Raw genomic sequence first — 18,166 nt, forward strand, 5'->3', positions numbered from 1 at the left:
GCCAAATACATAGATAATGGTGTTTTGGATGTTCTGGATATTCCAAGCAGTACCAAATCCGCCTTTAACACTCCTCTTGGATCCTTTCCGTCATCATATTTGACTGCAAACTCTATGGACTCTACTCTCTTATAGTATGTGTCATTGATTTGTCGAATAACGCCCGGTTCTCTTTTTGGTGTTTGATTTGTCATATCAGAAATCATGGATAATGCACTCCCAAGGATGTCGACCGTCTTTAATTGATGTGTTTTTTGAAATTCTTCAATTACACAAAGCAATTCTGTCTCTACTAAAGTATGAACAATCATAGCATCTGCTTCGCATGCCAAAATCAAAATCTCTCTTAACGCATCTTCTTTCAACACATAAGAAAATCTTCTAATCTCATAGTCATTCATATCAAATTGAGAAATTGCTGCTTTCAACACTTGAGCAGCAGTCTCCCCTAGTGAATCTGATATAATAAAAAATGTTTTTTTCATGTTTTTTCCTCATACTCAAAACTTCTAAACTATATTTAGTTTTCCAATACTTCCATTAACAGTCTGGTAATATTTGTTTTGGAAAATTTTCCAATTACTTTCAGTTTTTTCTCATCTCCGTCTACAATTTCCACTACCGGAATACTATCTACTTCATGAATCAGTATCTTATGCACTGCTAATGCAATGTTTTCACTCGCTTCCGAATACACAATGTTCGGCATTCTTGTCATCGCCATACCAATTGGCAGCTTTTCAATATCCATACCGCCAACCGAACATTTCAACAAGTCTTTTCTTGAAATAACTCCGCTTAACAGTCCGTTATTTACAATGAACAAACTTCCGACATCCTCCAAAAACATGTGTACTATCGCTGAATGGATAGATTCTTCTTCATCAATCGTAACCGGAACACTCATTGCATCTCGAACTGTTTTATCTTTAATTTCTTTTAAGGATAACCCGATTCCTGTGATATCCCCATAAAAATAACCCACCTTCGGTCTTGCATAGAGTACTTTACTCATTGTCAAAATAGAAAGGTCCGGTCTTAAAGTAGCTCTTGTTAAATTCAAATGTTTTGCAATATCTTCACTCGTGATGGGTTCATTGTTTTTTACAATGTCAATAATTTTTAATTGTCTTTCGGTTAGTTCTATTTGAATCACCTCCATTTTTGAATATAACGTATATAATTTATAGTATGTCATATTAAACAAATTGTCAATCTTTTTATGATAAAAAAGGAAAAAACTCTTTAGATTTTTGATTTTGAATTAGAACTTTTCCCATAAAGTGTGATGTAAAATACAATAGATTGCTATTTCTTGAATCTATTGTACTTTATAAAAGGATTTGTTTTATAACAACATATTTCCATCTATTCCATTTACATACTGCAAAATATTGAAATCTTTTATCTTAGAAGATGAACTATCTGTTAAAACTCATATTCAAACATTTCATTTAGACAAGTAGTTTTTGTCATTATTTTTTCATGATACAGATATCCCTGTATTTTTCATATTCCTATCTTCAAATACTATTGACATAAAAAAACCATTTAAAATCTTCATGATCTTAAATGGTTTTTTATGTTATATGAATATTACTATTTATTTGTCAGTTTCTTCTTTAATTTCTTCTACAACATCTTCAAACTCTTCTTTTACTTGCTCTGTTTTATCTTCTACATCATCTACAATATCTTCTACAACTTCTTCTACATCTACTACAACATCATCATCACAGAAAGGTGCATCTTTTTTCTTTCTAGATACAGCACTCTTAAATTTGTTAAGTTGTGATTCTGTCATTTCATTCAAGTTGTATTCTTTGTCTTCTTTTGTTTGAATTACAATATCATACTTGTTCAATGCAGCTAAAGCAGCACCAATCAAAGCAACATATGGTGCAAAAAATACTCCAACTGCACCAATATATATCGGTAAATCTAAAACAATTTTTTCTTCGCTTCTAATGATGACACGTGTAATATTTCCTTTTTTAATTAGTTCTTTCAAAACTCCGATAATTGTTTCTTTTTTATCGTTGATATTAGAACTCATATTGTCAGCAAATCCTTTTCTTGACGTTTCTAAATAAATGATTGCTTCTAATACATCTCCTCCTACTTCTTCTAAAGCAGCACGTGCTTCTTCATAAGTAACTCCTGTACGTTCTACTACTTGATCGATTTTCTCTAATGTAACCATAATAGCCTCCTTATTTTTTAATACAATTTATATCAAGATAACAGTATCTTAATATTATTATGAAACAGTATGTGTTTTTACGGTACAATATGACGTACAAAGTCAACCGACTTCAACTGCAAGTCACCTAAATGCACACTGTAATACTGCTTTACAAACCGATCCAACTCTTTTAGGATTACAGAAGAAATTTCTGCCTGGATCACTTGTTGCAGACTCTCTCTCATTATAAAATCCAATAATTGGTATGTCGTATTATCGTATTGAGCATAAAAAATATTATGCTCTTCCGTTTCCGACTTACAATGGTAACAATATACACCCCCATCTTCTACTTGGAAGTAAAAAGGAATGCTATTATCTCTGATTATACCACATTTTATGCATTTTGAAACCTGTGGTTGATATCCACAAAAACGAAGTGCTTTACACTCAAAATACAATTTTACCAACTCATACTTATCCGTATCTTTCAATGCATACAAAGACTCTAACAATGCTTGTAGCAATCGATGATTGGTTTGATTCTCTACAAGAAATTTTTCCGACAATTCAGCAAAATAATATGCAAGAAAAGTTTTATCAATATCCTGTGTCAGAAAATAAAAGTTTTCTTTGCACTCAAAGGAACTTAATTGCAACATTTTTCCCTGTGTTCTCAATACAAAGTTTCCGTAAGCAAAGGATTGTGACACCGACATAGAACTATGATTCATCTTTCTAACATTTTTTGCATATACGGTAACTTTGCCCATCTTTTTGGAAAACAATGTGAGAATTGCATCTGAATCTTTGTATTTTACTGATTTTAGTACAATTCCTTCTGTATTGATATACATTACTATTCTTCCTTATATTCTAAATTTCCTTTTCATCAAAACCGAAGTTTCTAATGTAATTTTCATTATCTCTCCAATTTTCTTTCACTTTCAGCCACAAGGAAAGGTTGACTTGTTTTCTCAACATATCTTCCAATTCTTTTCTTGCTGCCATACCAATTCCTTTGATTTTTCTTCCATCTTTTCCAATGAGTATCTTTTTATGACTACTTCTTTCACAAAAAATCAAAGCATCAATATCTATTATCTCTTTATTATCTCTTTCCTTGAAACTCTCAATCTGAACCATTGTTCCATGAGGAATTTCTTCATCCGTATAGAGGAGTATTTTTTCTCTGATAATTTCCGATACCATCACTTTTAAAGTTTGATCTGTTGCCACATCATCCGGATAGAACTTCGGTCCATAAGTTAAATACTTTTGTAGTGTCGGAATAATAGAATCCATATTATCTCCTTTTAATGCGGAAACCGGAATAATTTCATCAAAAATATCCAAGGCATTATACATGGAAATAATTTTTAGCGCCTCTTCTTTTGGTATCTGATCCATCTTATTGATTATTAAAATTTTAGTATCGTTAGTATGTTTCAGCTGCTCCATAATGTTTTTATCCATTCTTCCGATGTACGAAGAAGTATCTACCACACACATAATCAAATCGGTATCTTTCATTGTAGAAGTGGAAGCCTTCAGCATATATTTTCCCAATTTATTGCGTGGATTTTGCATTCCCGGTGTATCCAAAAATACAATTTGACAATCCTCATCGTTGTAGATTCCACTGATTCTATTTCTTGTCGTCTGTGGCTTGTTGCTGACAATGGAAACTTTTTCTCCTATTATCCAATTCAATATGGTTGATTTCCCGACATTCGGTCTGCCAATAATACTTACAAAACCTGATTTATGTTGATTATTCATCTCTATCCTTTCTTATCCATTCAAAACAACACAATTGCTACTCAACGGTAAAATAAAAACATCTGCATTACTTGTCTATTTTCTACATCCTCTCATGATTCAACTTACGATTCTTCTTCCTATTCTTCTCTTAGAATATGAAAATGTGACAATACCTGCTCTTCTTTTGTTCTCATCAGTTGTTTCTCTTCTTCTTCCATATGATCATATCCCAAAAGATGAAAAATAGAGTGTGTCACAAGATAACAAACTTCTCTTTTTAAACTATGTCCATATTCTTGTGCTTGCTCTACCGCTCTATCGTAACACAGTACAATATCACCGATATTCACCTCATAGTCTTCATACTCTTTCTTTTCTTCTATCTCATCAAGTTCTTCTCTCTCATACATCGGAAAAGAAAGAACATCCGTAACACTGTCAATCTGACGAAAATTTGCATTCAACTCTCTGATTTGCTCTGCACTTACTACACTCAACGATACTTCATAATATCCGGTTAAATGTTCTGTTTCCATTGCATACACAATAATATCTGACAATGTCTTTTGAAAAATGGAATCAATATCTGACTCATAGTCTTCTATTTCCCATAAAATTTGAATCATTTTTTGCTCGCTTTCTTCTGCTCTTTCTTATACAACTCTTTTTTCTCATGCTTTTCGTAAGCCTTAATAATTCTTTGTACCAATTCATGACGCACAACATCTTTTTCATCCAAAAAGTTCATTCCGATTCCTTTTACATTTTCCAAAATCTTCAAAGAATGCATCAAACCACTCTGTTTTCCCTGTGGTAAATCAACCTGTGTCACGTCTCCTGTTACCACCGCTTTGGAACCGAAACCCAATCTTGTCAAAAACATCTTCATCTGCTCTTTTGTGGTATTTTGTGCCTCATCCAAGATAATAAACGAATTATCCAACGTTCTACCTCTCATAAATGCTAGAGGTGCAACTTCAATAATCCCTCTTTCCAACAATTTCAGAAACTTTTCAGAACCCATAATATCAAACAACGCATCATATAGTGGTCTCAAATAAGGATCTACCTTATCTTTCAAATCGCCAGGCAAAAAACCCAAACTCTCTCCTGCTTCTACTGCCGGACGAGTCAAAATAATTCTTGAAACTTCCTCCCTCTTAAATGCTCTTACAGCCATCGCAACTGCCAAATAAGTTTTTCCGGTTCCGGCAGGTCCCACACACATTGTAATGTCTTGTTTGTCAATATTGTCTACATACTTCTTCTGTCCAACTGTTTTAGGTTTAATAATATTTCCCTTTGCCGATAATATAATTTGTTCCGTACATACATCGGATAGGCGCTCTGATGTATTTTCTTCAATGGTACCAATTGCATAATTTATTTTTTGGGTATCGATGTCTTCTCCACTATCTACCAACTTACTCAACTCTTCCAATAAGTTATATGCCTTCTGAACCTTACTTTCTTCTCCTATCAGAACAATATTGTCAGAGCGTAACAGAATATCAATCCCATAAAACTCTTCTATTCGTTTTATATTTCGATCAAAATTTCCAAATAATTCTTCTTGAAATCTTATATTATCCGTCTCAAATTTTAATTCTATATTCAAACTCAACATATCCCCCATTCCAATTCTACTATTCTAAGTGATTATCTAAAATATTTGTCATAAAAATGATTCATATTTTTCAATGCTCGTGCACGATGACTCACTCTATTTTTTTCGTCCTGTGTCATTTCTGCATAAGTTTTATCTGTTCCTTCTACCAGGAAGAGAGGATCATATCCGAATCCATGTTCTCCACGATACTCAAATCCTATTTTTCCCATCGTAATTCCTTTGAATGTCTTTTCCAAACCGTTTGGAAATACAACAGCAATCACACATACAAACCTCGCCAATCTCAAGGACTCTTCGTAGTCTTTCATCATATCTAACAACTTTTCATTGTTTGCATGATCATCTGTCGGTTCTCCTGCAAATCGAGCTGAATAAATTCCGGGCTGTCCCTTCAAAATATCTACAGATAATCCGGAATCATCAGCAATAGCAATCTTTCCGGTGCGTTTTGCAATTTCTCTTGCCTTAATCAGTGCATTTTCTTCAAAAGAATCACCATCTTCTACAATTTCGATTCCTTTGAGTCCGACATCATCTAAGGATAAAATTTCTACGGACTTCAAGCGAATCAATTTTTGCAACTCCTCAACTTTGTGAGGATTAGAAGTTGCAAGAACAAAATCATACTTTTGAGAGTCATTCTTTTCATAAGTCTCCAAAAATTCTTTGATTTCTTGTTCTTCTATGTTTTTTTCTATCAGTTCTTCTTCAAAAGGAGTGCCCTCAATAAGAGAAACAATTTGTTTTCCAAGTGCATTTTTTTGAAGTTCCATAATTTCTTTACATCCAATTTCCGCCAAGGTTAGCAAAGAATCCAACTGTTGTCTTTGAAATGCAACTCCTTCTGCAGTTCCTTGTAATTCAACATACTCCAACTGATCGTTCATTACAACATTCAAATCAACATCGGCCTTGGAGTCAAACTCATAGTTCAAATCTAATATATTTTTTCCGTTTACAATCCCAACACTCACTGCGCTGATATAATGAGAAATAGGAAATTTCTCTATCAATTTTTGGTCATATAACTTCTTGCACGCTATTGCCATGGCGACAAAAGAACCTGATATAGAAGCTGTTCTCGTTCCTCCATCTGCCTGAATAACATCGCAATCAATCCAAATCGTACGTTCTCCAAGCAAATCAAAATCGATTGCATTTCGAAGACTTCTTCCAATCAATCTTTGAATTTCCTGTCCACGACCATCCACTTTGCCACGAGAGGAATCTCTCTTTTTTCTTTGCTCGGTAGATCGAGGTAACATTGCATACTCCGCACTTACCCATCCTTTTCCGGTTCCTTTCAAAAACGGTGGTACTTTTTCTTCTACACTTGCTGTACAAATTACTTTCGTATCTCCAAAGCTGACCAATACGCTTCCTTCCGCATACTTGTTGATTCCTGTTTCTATCGTTATATCCCTAAGCTGAATGCTGCTCTTCACTCTTTTCCTCCAATATTCTACTCTAATGAACAACTAAATATCTTATCAAAACTATCTCTGGCACATTTCACTTTACTATTTCAACCATTATACCACAAATACCGATTGCATTTTACCAACTTTTATTCATAACCACATTATAACATCATTTCATTCATAACTATATTATTTTTGCATGATTCTTTTCCATCATTCGATCTTCACATTCTATCTGATTTGATTCTGTTCTGATTTGATTCTGTTCTGACACTACTTGTTTTCTTTGCTCTATTTTTTCAAGCTACTGTTTCTATATTTCTAGCATCACATCATATATTTACAAAAAAAATCACAGCTAACTGATTATAGTATTCCAAACTCTAACAAAATGATGGAAGCCACTGCAATACTGTAAATTTAGTGATTTATATAACTTGTTGTTGTGTCTGTTATTTCAATCGTTTCATCATGTTTTTCTACAATTTCTGAACTGTTGGAAAAAATATTTTACTCAGATTCAAGTCATCACGATTTAATTGGATGTTATGATTACAAAAAATCGTAACGACAAAAGGAAAATTCTCTTTATCGTTACGATTTTTTTAATAGGAACACACTAATTTTTATCTTCCAAAATATTCATTGATTGCCTCTACAATCGCATCACTCATCAATTTTTGGTAAGATGGGTCACTAAGTTTTCCAACTTCATCTAAGTTTGTCATAAAACCAAGTTCTAACAAAACTCCGGGCATATTTGTCTTTCGAACCACAAGCAATCGTGTATTCTTAATTCCTCTATCTTTTGCACCTGTTGCTTGAATCAATTTACGTTGAACAATTTCTGCAAATCGTTTACTGTCATTAGAATTATAGTAATGGGTTTCCATCCCTTTTGCAGATGTATTTGTTTCTCCGGAATTATGGTGAATACTGATAAACAAATCACTATCTGTTTGATTTGCCAAGCTTGCACGCTCATCCAAACTAGGGTATACATCTGTATCTCTACTTGTAATAACCTCATACCCTGCTGAACGAAGTGACGGCACTAAGAATGATGCCACCTGTAAGTTCAAATCTTTTTCTCGATAACCATTTTTGACAGCTCCACTATCTTTTCCACCGTGACCGGGATCGATGCTGATAATTGGAGTGGTATGACTATTCTTGATTAACTTCAAAGTAAAAGTTCCTCTATTTCCTGAATTTGTTACCTCATAAGACACCCTGTCTTTCAAATCTATTTGGAATTGATAAGTATTTCCCTTATCCATTACCTTGATGCTGTTCAACAATCTGTCATCTGATTTTCCTGTCGTATCCGCAGGTACTCCGTTCAAAGAAGACTTGTCTACAGAAAATATAATTTGACTTCCCGATTTGCTTACTGAAATGTTTTTAGATTTTTTCAAAGGAAGGTTAAACACAGCACTGCTTTTATCTTTTTCATAAGAATATATTGAAGAAGTCACATCTTTTTCCTTATATTGAACCAAAATCTCTCGATTCTTTTTGTTCACAGTAACTTGATTCATGTCAACAGATGGATTTATTACAACTTCTACTCGATTTACCTTTCCGGTAGAATCATACTCTACATTGACATTATCGATTAAATTAGTCTTTCTATGTTGCATATTCACAGGTTTCAATGAATCAAAAGAAACTGAAATCCGATTTCCTGTTACCGATACATCATAGTTTACAGTATCACCCATTTGGATGGATAACGATTCTGTATTGTTATCTTGATTTTGAACCAAGGTCACTGTTTGTTGTTTATCTTGAATCGGTGTGACAGGTTTTGATGGATTTGTCGGTGTCGGTTGTGGACTTGGGGTTGGTTGTGGAGTCGGTATTGGTTGTGGAGTCGGTATTGGTTGTGGTTCACTTGGAATCACAACACTTCCTCTCCCATCCTCCACATCTCCTTCAAACAAGTTGGAATTTGTATCGTCTGAAGCAGATGTCAAATATAATATTTTATTTTTACTGTCATACTTATAATCTAACTCAAATTCTTTAATTGCAAAGCTAAGTGGAATCAAAGAACGATTATTTACAATTTGAACTTTTGTTCCTTTATCAAAGGATACCTTCTTATTATTTTTATAATAAAAAGTATTTCCTTTTTTCATTCGAATCGTTACATTGTTCCTTGAAATCCGTATCTCTTCCGCTTTTTTATCCCACTTTACATTGGCATTGACTAACCCTTTTAAATCTTGTACTGCAACATACACACGATTGTTGATATTCAGTGGAGAAATCTCTTCACTAAAAAATTCACTGCCATCCAAAAACACCCTGTTTTTCGGTAAGTTAGCACTTTTTCCATTCAATGTATATTTATCTGCAAATACAGTAGTATTACATGTACTTATACATAGAAACGATACTGTCAGCATCAAAATACAAGTTTTTTTAAGTTTCATCGCTATACTTTTCTCCTTATTTAAATTTTCAATCAAATCATTTTATGACGATCTTATTGTTTTCTAATCTACTTTTTCTTTTCATCCATAGAATATCAGCCTGTTTCATATTATTCAACCAATCTCATCATATTGTAATTTTTTTGTAATTGAGATTACAAAATAACTACATTCTTCCTACAATAAGCAGTATTTACAATATTTCTATGACAATATTGATTTATACCGTATTCATTCCAATTCGATAACACCATCAGTACTGAAACAAAATAACTGTCGACATTCTGATAGAAATTTTTCTGTAATATAACTTTCTATTTTTATTACTCTTTTTTAAATTTTTCTATACCCAACATAGAATAAATTATTCCTTATCATCATAACAAAATAACAGGATAATACATAACAATCAACTTCTGTTGTTATCGGTTTAGTTGGCATCAACACAATAAAAAATGAGCATAATTTCTCGTTATGCTCATGTTATCTATATAGTTACTTCCTATCAACTTGTATTGAGATTTAAATTTGTTCAAATGCCTCATAAAAATCAAGAATAATATCTTTGCTATCTTCCAAACCTACTGCAATGCGTACCATATTGTCCGATAAACCGAATTCTTCCAAACTTTCTTTATCATAATCACGGTGTGTCATGCTGGCAGGATGTTCCACCAAAGTCTCAGCATCTCCAAGACTCACTGCCAATTTGCACATTTTAAATTTTGTCAAAAGTTCTTTTGCTTTTTCTGCTCCACCTTTTACTGTAAAGCTAATAATGGCTCCATATCCCATCATTTGTTCATTTGCTGTTTCATATCCTTCATGATCACTCAATCCCGGATACCAAACATGCTCCACTTTTTCATGGTCTTGTAAATAAGTTGCCAATAACATCGCATTTTCAGCATGTTTTTCCATCCTAATTCCCAATGTTTTCATACCTCTTAACAATAACCAGCTATTGAAAGGAGATAGTGGGCTTCCAAGCTCACACATAAAACCATAACGCAACTTGTTAATATATTCCTGATCCTTGGACACGGCAACACCTGCAACCACATCTCCATGTCCGCTTAAAAACTTTGTTGCTGAATGAACAACAACCTTTGCTCCTAACAACAACGGTTTTTGCCAGTATGGTGTTGCAAATGTATTGTCAACTACAACAGGAATTTCCTTTTTGTTTGCAAGATTACAAACTTCTCGAATATTCGTGATATATAGACTGGGATTGGATGGCGTCTCCAAGTAAATCAACTTTGTCTTATCTGTAATTGCATCCTCTACCTGTTTCAAATCTCTTGTATCAACAAAAGAAACTGTTATCCCATAACGAGATAAAAAATGTTTCATAAATCCATAGCAAGAACCGTACAGAAATTTTCCTGCAACCACATGATCGCCTTGCTTTACAAAAGAAAGCACAGTGGCGGAAATTGCTCCCATTCCGGAAGAAAAGGCAACTGCATCCACTCCACCTTCTAATACTGCAACTTTTTTCTCAAATAATTCTGTAGATGGATTTCTTCCCCTAGTATATACAAATCCTTCTCTTTCTCCTCTAAAGATTTCATCCGCTTCCTCTACGGATTGAAATGAAAAAGAGGATGTCATGAAGATAGGCGGATTTAGGGAATTATATGGATTCTCATCTACATATCCCTCATGGATAGACTTTGTTTGAAATCCTTTTATCTTTTTAAAATCTTGAAAGTTACTCACATTTACTCCTCCTAAGATTTTCTTATCTTATCTCTAAAATTTACTCCTCCACGCTGCAAATGAAACAACTTTTTGTTTCCGGACTTCGGTGATTTTCTCTGTTCCGGTTTTGAAGTAGGAATCAAAATATCTACACAAGCACCATGTGGTGAAATATTATATCCGGAAACAGTTCCTTTTAACTGTTTTACAGTCGATTTTACAATCGCAAGTCCCAAACCGGTATTTCCTTTTTCACCTTTATAGAAACGGTCAAAAATCAAATCTATCTCTTTGGTATCAAAACCCTGACCGTCATCTATCACTTTGATACGCATAAAATCTTCCTCTTGTTGTCCTTGCACCTCAACCTTACTCTTGGCATAACGAAGTGCATTCGATACCAAATTGTTGATAATACGGAACATATATTCCTCATCCAATCTGTGAATGAGATTTTCCTCTACCGAATTCAATAACTCAATATGCTTTTCCTCTGCAACAAATTTGAATTTATACAATACTTCGTTCACAAAATCATGAACTTCTATATTTTGTACTCTGTTCTTGTCTGTGTTTTCTCCCGGATTATCCAATTTTGTCATGTAGACAATACTATTTACCGTATTAGTTAACTTATTTGTTTCGTCAATAATAATATTCAGCGAATCATCTACATCTTCCTCCGAAATGACATGATCTCGAATTGCCTCTGCATATCCTTGAATCGACATCAACGGTGTCTTTAATTCATGAGAAGTATTTTGAAAAAATTCCTTCTGTTTTTTATCATATTTTATCATTCTGTTTGCCATCTTTTGGAAAGAAATATTTAAATCACTGATTTCATCCTTTGTATTGATTTCTTCCCATTCATTTTCTCCATCAATAGAAAATGACTGTATATTCTTTTTCAAAAGGTTGATTGGTCGTATCAAAGCTCTTTCAAAGAAAAATGCCAACAGAATTGCACTAAAGAGAGAAATCGCAAGCCCAGCCATAGATGCGCGATTTATCAACGAATTGATAATTCCCAATTCTTCTTTTTCACCGATGACAAGAAGATAACCAATCACAGTCTTGTTATCTTCTGCTAAAATCGTTCTCTCCAACATAAAATACTTTTTCTTCGGATCATTCGCATTGAAGAAAGCCTCTCCTTCTTCCAAATTCCAAGATTCAAACACAACTTCCTTTTGTTTGTTTTGCACAATAAAATTTGCATTTGGATACTGTCTGGAATAAAACACCTTATTGGGAAAAATATCTGACAAATTTGCTGTCTTTCCATGTTGTTCACGATAAAGCGATAAACTGTCCTGAATCTGACTTAATATATGATCTCCTGCAATATTCAAATCTGATACAATCTTAGCATTCAAATTATTGGAAAAATTCATTTTGGTAATTCCCATAGAAATTCCTACGGTAAACAACACAATAACGAGATAACTAAATACAATCTTTTTTCCAATTTTACTCATCTTCCTGCACCTTGTATCCATAGCCCCAAACAGTTTGTATTTTTACCTTAGAATCTATGTCTTTTAATTTTTTTCTCAATCTTTTAATGGTATCATCTACATTTCTGTCATATCCGTCATATTCATAACCCCAAATATTTTGGATGATTTTATCTCTCGACAAAGGATATCCTTTATTTTCCACCAAATACTTCAGTACCTCATACTCTTTCGTAGTAAGTGCCACTTCTACTTCTCCAACTTTAACAATACGTTGTTCGATATAAATTTTCAAATCTTCTACAGAAAGGATGTTGTCCTCTTTCTTCTGAACTATGGTATTGGTTCTTCTCAAAATATTTTTGATACGAACAACAAGCTCTCTCACGCTGAATGGTTTTGCCAAATAATCATCGGCACCCAATTCCAACCCCAAAATTCTATCCAATTCTTCACTTCTTGCAGAAACAAAGATAATCGGTACTTCACTTGTCGCCCTTACTTTTTTACACAAATCCAAGCCGTTCATACCACGCATCATAATATCCAAAACAAGTAAGTCCACTTCATTATTTTGCAAAAATTCATACGCTTTATCCGCATTGTCAAAATCAGTTACTTCATATCCTTCTTTTTTTAAATACATTACAATTAAATCTCGAATTCGTTTTTCATCATCTACAATCAAAATATGTTTCATTGACTCTTCACCTATCCTTTTTCATTGTTTTCTATCATTTCTACTAATCATTGTTTCCTATAATCGTTTTCTATATAGTACCCTCAAAAAATACACATATCTTATTTTTTATTTGTAATTTCTGTGGAAATTTTTTCCACACATTTCAAATGTCTCTAACTTTTCAAAAAGCTTTTTCGATGAATCGGAGTCACGCCATAAGTCCTCAAAGCATCGTAGTGATGACTTGTCCCATATCCCTTATTGTTTAAAAAATCAAATTCCGGATAGATTCTATCATATTCTCTCATAATTCGATCACGATACACCTTTGCCAAAATACTGGCACAAGCTATACTGTAACAAATACTGTCCCCATGGATTACTGTTTCTTGGCGAATGAAACAATTTGAAATTTCTTGATTTCCATCTACCAAAACAAGCTCCGGCACTTGTTTCATTTCCTTCATCGCTCTTTTCATCGCCAAAAAAGTAGCTTGCAAAATATTATATTGATCAATTTCTTCACTGCTCGCAATTCCGATTCCAAAAGAAATACTATCCTGAATAACCTTATCGTACAGTTCTTCTCTCACCGTTTCTTTTATTTTTTTGGAATCATTCATTCCAAGAATCAATGAGTCCGGTTTCATAATGACACAAGCCGCAACCACCGGTCCGGCCAAAGGCCCCCTACCAGCCTCATCAACTCCACCTACCAAAAGAATTCCTTTGCTGTTCCAATCCTGTTCCTTGACCTTCATTTGGAGAATCCTATGCCTTTCTTCTTCTGCTTTCAGTCGATTCTTTTGTAATGAAATCCCAATCTTTTGAACTCCAATCCTATCATCCATCAGCAAAGTTTGCTCTAACTCCAAATTTTTTTCTTCTTTCCTCATTTGTGAAATCTTTTGTTTTATTTCTGATATACTTTGACCTTCAAACACAAACATCCCTCCAAATGAAACGACTATTCTTGCTCCTGTGGTGTTTCCAATGTAATACGTCCTAACTTTCCTTCCCGAAAATCATTCAAAATTGCCTGTGCTGTCCTCAAATAGTCAATTTCCTGTCCACGAAGTACGAATCCTCTTTTTTTTGCAATTTGATCCATAATTTCAAGTGTTTCCATCGCACCATCTATTGTTATACCATATCTTTCTTCCAAGAATTTCCCATATCTTCCTCGAAGTTCATTGAGTAAAGCAAATGCAATCTCTTCTAAATCAAGCACCTCATCACGAATTGCTCCGGTAAAGGCAAGCATCAGTGCTACTCTCTGATCTTCAAACTTCGGCCAAAGGATTCCCGGTGTATCCAACATTTCAAGATTTCCTTTCAATTTTACCCATTGTTTTCCTTTTGTGACACCTGCTCTATCACCTGTCTGTGTTGATTTTCGTTTGGATAATCGATTGATTAATGTTGACTTTCCTGAATTTGGAACTCCTGCTATCATAATTCGAATCGCTCTGTCCTTCAATCCACGATTTTGTAATCTCTCCAACTTTGGCGCAAAAGATTCTTTAATTTCCTGTAACAGTTCCTTTGTACCGTCTCCTGTCGTTCCATTATAAGAAATGACAGAGTGATGCTGTTTTTGATAGTAATCAATCCACTTTTTTGTCTCTCTATCATCAGATAAATCTTCTTTATTCAACAAAATTACAATCGGTTTGCTTCCGGCAATTTTTTCGATATCCGGATTTTTACTACTTTTGGGAATACGGCTGTCCACAACCTCGACAACCACATCAACAATTGACATATTTTTTTCAATCAATTCCCTTGTCTTTTTCATGTGACCGGGATACCAATTGATATGCATTTCTTCCATCGTATTTTCCTCTCTTATCCTACTTTTTTATTCCATTATAACATAGATTCTTATGCTCTATCTTTTTATTTTACAACAAAAAAATCGGATGCTAAGCAATTCATCCTTACTTAACATCCGTCTTTTCAATCGGTTTGAAAACCCTATTTTTGTTTTAACAAATCTCTGATTTCAGCCAATAATAATTCTTCTTTTGTTGGTTCAGCCGGTGCAGGTTCAACCGCTTCTTCCACTTCTTTTTTCTTCGTAGCATTGATTCCCTTAATTAACATGAAGATACAAAATGCGATAATCACGAAATTGAAAATTTGTTGGATGAAGTTTCCGTAAGCAACATCGACTCCCCTAATATTAAACACTAAGGATGTAAAATCGACTCCACCAATAAAAGCTCCGATTATAGGCATAATCATATCATCTACTAAGGAAGTTACAATTTTTCCAAAAGCTCCCCCTATGATAACCCCAACTGCCATATCAACCACATTGCCTCTTACAGCAAATTCTTTAAATTCTTTCATTAATCCCATCTAAAAAACATCCTTTCTCTTTCAATATTTATATTTTCTTACATTTATACCACATAACCTATCAAATAAATCATTATTTTTATAGAAAAATAATGATTTTCTTATCGTATAAATCTTTCATTAATTTCAATCATCTCATAAAAAAGCAGCAAATATCAACATATCATATGTCTTCCAACTTCAACATTGGTATTTGCTGCTTTTTACCATTTTTTTATAAGAATTTGTCTAATTGCTCAATCGCTTATGATTGATTGCATTTCATGTTTTCAAACAGTTAGAATGAACTGTTCTTTCTTAAAAACCTCTTTTCCTATTGTGGTAACGATGCAGGAAAATCAAACGATTTTAAATTCAGTCTTTCCCACTTTTCTGCTTTACCATCTTCTAATCTCACATAATCATGCCCATTCATGGCCTCTACAATCGCTCCATATCCCCAATGTGTTTCCGCAATGTCTGTCATAGTTGCCAATTTTTCTTTATTTGTTTTTGCAAATTCTATATCGGCATATCTGTTTAAGATTCTGTTGGTTGAAGATACCACTTCCACCCTTGTAATATTTTGGTTCGGTTTGAAAGTTCCGTCCGGATATCCACTTACCCAACCTTTTTTTCCGGCTTGTGCAATTACCTTGCTTGCCCAATGATTCTCGCTTACATCTGTAAATGTACTGTTTCCTTCATCAGAAAGCTTGTCAAATCTTGCAGAAATTGCAGCAAATTCTGCTCTTGTGATTGGTTCATTCGGTCTGAATGTTCCATCAGGATAACCCTTTATGATATTTTGTTCACTCATGTAGTCTACTGCATAAGAAAACCAGTTAGTTTCTTGCACATCACGATATCTATTTTCCATAAATGGTGTTCCATTAGGTCTGTCTTTTAATAATCTCGCAAACATCATTGTTACTTCTGCTCGTGTCATTTGGGAATCTGCTCTGAATGTTCCGTCCGGATAACCTACCATATATGAATAGTGGTCTACTTTATTTAGTTTTCCGGTTGTATTATCTTGTTTTGACTCATTCGATGTCAGTGGCACTTGTGGTGGTTGTTGTGGTGACACTTCCGGAGTTTCTTCCTCTTCTGAACTTCCCGATGAAGAAGGAGCTTTTTTCCAAACATCATATACTACGGTATCACCGGTTAAAATTGTTTCCAATGGTTTAAACTCTTTTTCATTCCCATTTTCATCTTTATAAAACCATCCAATGAAAGTATCTCCGGCTCTACTGCTCGTTGGAACTCCCTCAGGTACAATGTCTTGATTATATACTTTGTTTGCCATGTTTAACGGATAACCGCTGATAGTGAATGTCACTTTATCATCTTTTGTTCCATCAGCAAAGGATGCCGCACGATACTTTAACTGATAGGTTACCTTATGAAATGGTACCCATGCGTATTTTTCTACTGTCGTTGTTCCCGGAATAGTTCGTTCTAAAACAGTATAGCTATAACTATGTCCATTTGATGCGATCGCAGGAAGAACTGTTATAGTGGAATCAGTAAGTCTAAACATCTTCAACGGATCATTTGCATTTGGAGAATCTGAAACAATACTGTTAAAACTGTCATCTGTATCTACTAATCTTACATAAGTATCCAAATCCGCAATCTGAACATCTCCACTAATTACTTGTATCTTACTGTCATCTGTAGAAGTGATAAGTTCTGCACGTACAACAGGAGAACCTTTGATTAAAACATTACTGTTGTTCCGTGCATCTAAATATCCTTGAATCGTTACATTTGAATTTCCCGAAATAAGCAATGATCCTCTGTCTTCAAGAACTATTTTATCATCCCATTGTACTCCGCCGACATTTACTGTCGCACTATCCGTAATTTCTACTTTCGAATCAATATACACCACAATACTTCTTGTTTTGAGTTTTGCAGAATCTTTCACTTTCAATGATGCATGATCCCACATCGTAATATGATCTCCCATTACCAACTGTGCAGTATCTGAAATTGTAATTTCAGAATTCTCTTTAGGAATAATCCAACCTCTCGGTATTGTCAATGTAGCTCCATCTCTTACTTGTAATTTGGAGCCTCTTAACAGTTCAAATAGAATGGAGTTTCCATAACTCATCTGAATTGTTGTATCATGCGCTACATCTAACGTAACATCTTTATTGATTTCATTAAATCCTGGACTTGTCACGTTCCCACTCAAATGAATTACATCACCATCAGACGCTGCATCAATTGCATCTTTCACATCACCGTACGTAACTGAGGTGTCATTATTAATCCAAGCGCTATTGGTAGGCAATGGATCTGCATGTGCTATATCTAATTGTGGTACAAACTGAATCAACATTACAAGCGCCAACAACAGACTTCCTGTTTTGATTCCTCTTTTCTTTGTAAATTCACTTCCAATATTTGCTTTTTTCATATACTCACTACCCTTCTTAAAATATTTTTCTTACTGATCGATATATTTCTTCCTGTATATCTCACATTTTTCATTGCTACGCAGATGAAAGATACATCT

General features: G+C 34.2%; 16 protein-coding genes. All 16 read right to left on the bottom strand.

Annotated elements, in window-relative coordinates; genetic code table 11:
- Nucleotides 1–485 (bottom strand): kinase/pyrophosphorylase (locus ACO5GE_RS02720; RefSeq protein ID WP_484829394.1); only part of this gene is annotated, 485 nt, incomplete at its 3' end.
- Between the two features lie 35 nt (nucleotides 486–520).
- Nucleotides 521–1,156: a transcriptional regulator CcpN gene (gene ccpN / locus ACO5GE_RS02725; RefSeq protein ID WP_454959181.1), complete on the bottom strand. Its 636-nt coding sequence runs from the start codon at nucleotides 1,154–1,156 to the stop codon at nucleotides 521–523.
- 447 nt (nucleotides 1,157–1,603) lie between these two features.
- Nucleotides 1,604–2,203: a DUF4342 domain-containing protein gene (locus tag ACO5GE_RS02730; protein WP_484829395.1), complete on the bottom strand. Its 600-nt coding sequence runs from the start codon at nucleotides 2,201–2,203 to the stop codon at nucleotides 1,604–1,606.
- A gap of 77 nt (nucleotides 2,204–2,280) precedes the next feature.
- Complete coding sequence (gene recO / locus ACO5GE_RS02735; RefSeq protein WP_484829396.1) at nucleotides 2,281–3,042, bottom strand: DNA repair protein RecO; 762 nt, start codon at nucleotides 3,040–3,042, stop codon at nucleotides 2,281–2,283.
- A 19-nt stretch (nucleotides 3,043–3,061) separates the two neighbouring features.
- Complete coding sequence (era, locus tag ACO5GE_RS02740) at nucleotides 3,062–3,967, bottom strand: GTPase Era (protein WP_484829397.1); 906 nt, start codon at nucleotides 3,965–3,967, stop codon at nucleotides 3,062–3,064.
- Between the two features lie 119 nt (nucleotides 3,968–4,086).
- The gene (ybeY, locus tag ACO5GE_RS02745) at nucleotides 4,087–4,575 is read right to left on the bottom strand and encodes an rRNA maturation RNase YbeY (RefSeq protein ID WP_484829398.1); all 489 of its coding nucleotides are present in this window, start codon (nucleotides 4,573–4,575) and stop codon (nucleotides 4,087–4,089) included.
- Nucleotides 4,572–5,576 (bottom strand): PhoH family protein, encoded by a 1,005-nt coding sequence (locus tag ACO5GE_RS02750; RefSeq protein ID WP_484829443.1) that lies wholly within the window; start codon nucleotides 5,574–5,576, stop codon nucleotides 4,572–4,574. The genes ybeY and ACO5GE_RS02750 overlap by 4 nt, the downstream gene beginning before the upstream one ends.
- A gap of 32 nt (nucleotides 5,577–5,608) precedes the next feature.
- Nucleotides 5,609–7,024 (bottom strand): ribonuclease PH, encoded by a 1,416-nt coding sequence (rph, locus tag ACO5GE_RS02755; RefSeq protein ID WP_484829399.1) that lies wholly within the window; start codon nucleotides 7,022–7,024, stop codon nucleotides 5,609–5,611.
- A 602-nt stretch (nucleotides 7,025–7,626) separates the two neighbouring features.
- On the bottom strand, nucleotides 7,627–9,441 hold the full coding sequence (locus ACO5GE_RS02760; protein WP_484829400.1) for an N-acetylmuramoyl-L-alanine amidase: 1,815 nt from the start codon (nucleotides 9,439–9,441) through the stop codon (nucleotides 7,627–7,629).
- Nucleotides 9,442–9,963: 522 nt separating this feature from the next.
- Nucleotides 9,964–11,166, bottom strand: coding sequence for a trans-sulfuration enzyme family protein (locus tag ACO5GE_RS02765; protein WP_484829401.1), 1,203 nt, complete (start codon nucleotides 11,164–11,166; stop codon nucleotides 9,964–9,966).
- A gap of 11 nt (nucleotides 11,167–11,177) precedes the next feature.
- A complete protein-coding gene (locus ACO5GE_RS02770) occupies nucleotides 11,178–12,629 on the bottom strand; it encodes a sensor histidine kinase (RefSeq protein WP_484829402.1) in 1,452 nt (483 codons plus the stop codon).
- On the bottom strand, nucleotides 12,622–13,308 hold the full coding sequence (locus ACO5GE_RS02775) for a response regulator transcription factor (protein ID WP_484829403.1): 687 nt from the start codon (nucleotides 13,306–13,308) through the stop codon (nucleotides 12,622–12,624). The genes ACO5GE_RS02770 and ACO5GE_RS02775 overlap by 8 nt, the downstream gene beginning before the upstream one ends.
- A gap of 155 nt (nucleotides 13,309–13,463) precedes the next feature.
- Nucleotides 13,464–14,234, bottom strand: a complete 771-nt coding sequence (locus ACO5GE_RS02780) for a ribonuclease HII (RefSeq protein WP_484829404.1) — start codon at nucleotides 14,232–14,234, stop codon at nucleotides 13,464–13,466.
- A 23-nt stretch (nucleotides 14,235–14,257) separates the two neighbouring features.
- Nucleotides 14,258–15,124: a ribosome biogenesis GTPase YlqF gene (gene ylqF, locus ACO5GE_RS02785; protein WP_484829405.1), complete on the bottom strand. Its 867-nt coding sequence runs from the start codon at nucleotides 15,122–15,124 to the stop codon at nucleotides 14,258–14,260.
- A 143-nt stretch (nucleotides 15,125–15,267) separates the two neighbouring features.
- Nucleotides 15,268–15,654, bottom strand: a complete 387-nt coding sequence (gene mscL, locus ACO5GE_RS02790; RefSeq protein ID WP_484829406.1) for a large-conductance mechanosensitive channel protein MscL — start codon at nucleotides 15,652–15,654, stop codon at nucleotides 15,268–15,270.
- Nucleotides 15,655–15,967: 313 nt separating this feature from the next.
- Complete coding sequence (locus tag ACO5GE_RS02795; RefSeq protein ID WP_484829407.1) at nucleotides 15,968–18,067, bottom strand: S-layer homology domain-containing protein; 2,100 nt, start codon at nucleotides 18,065–18,067, stop codon at nucleotides 15,968–15,970.
- Nucleotides 18,068–18,166: the final 99 nt, after the last annotated feature.

The sequence above is a fragment of the Filifactor sp. genome, assembly GCF_057248345.1.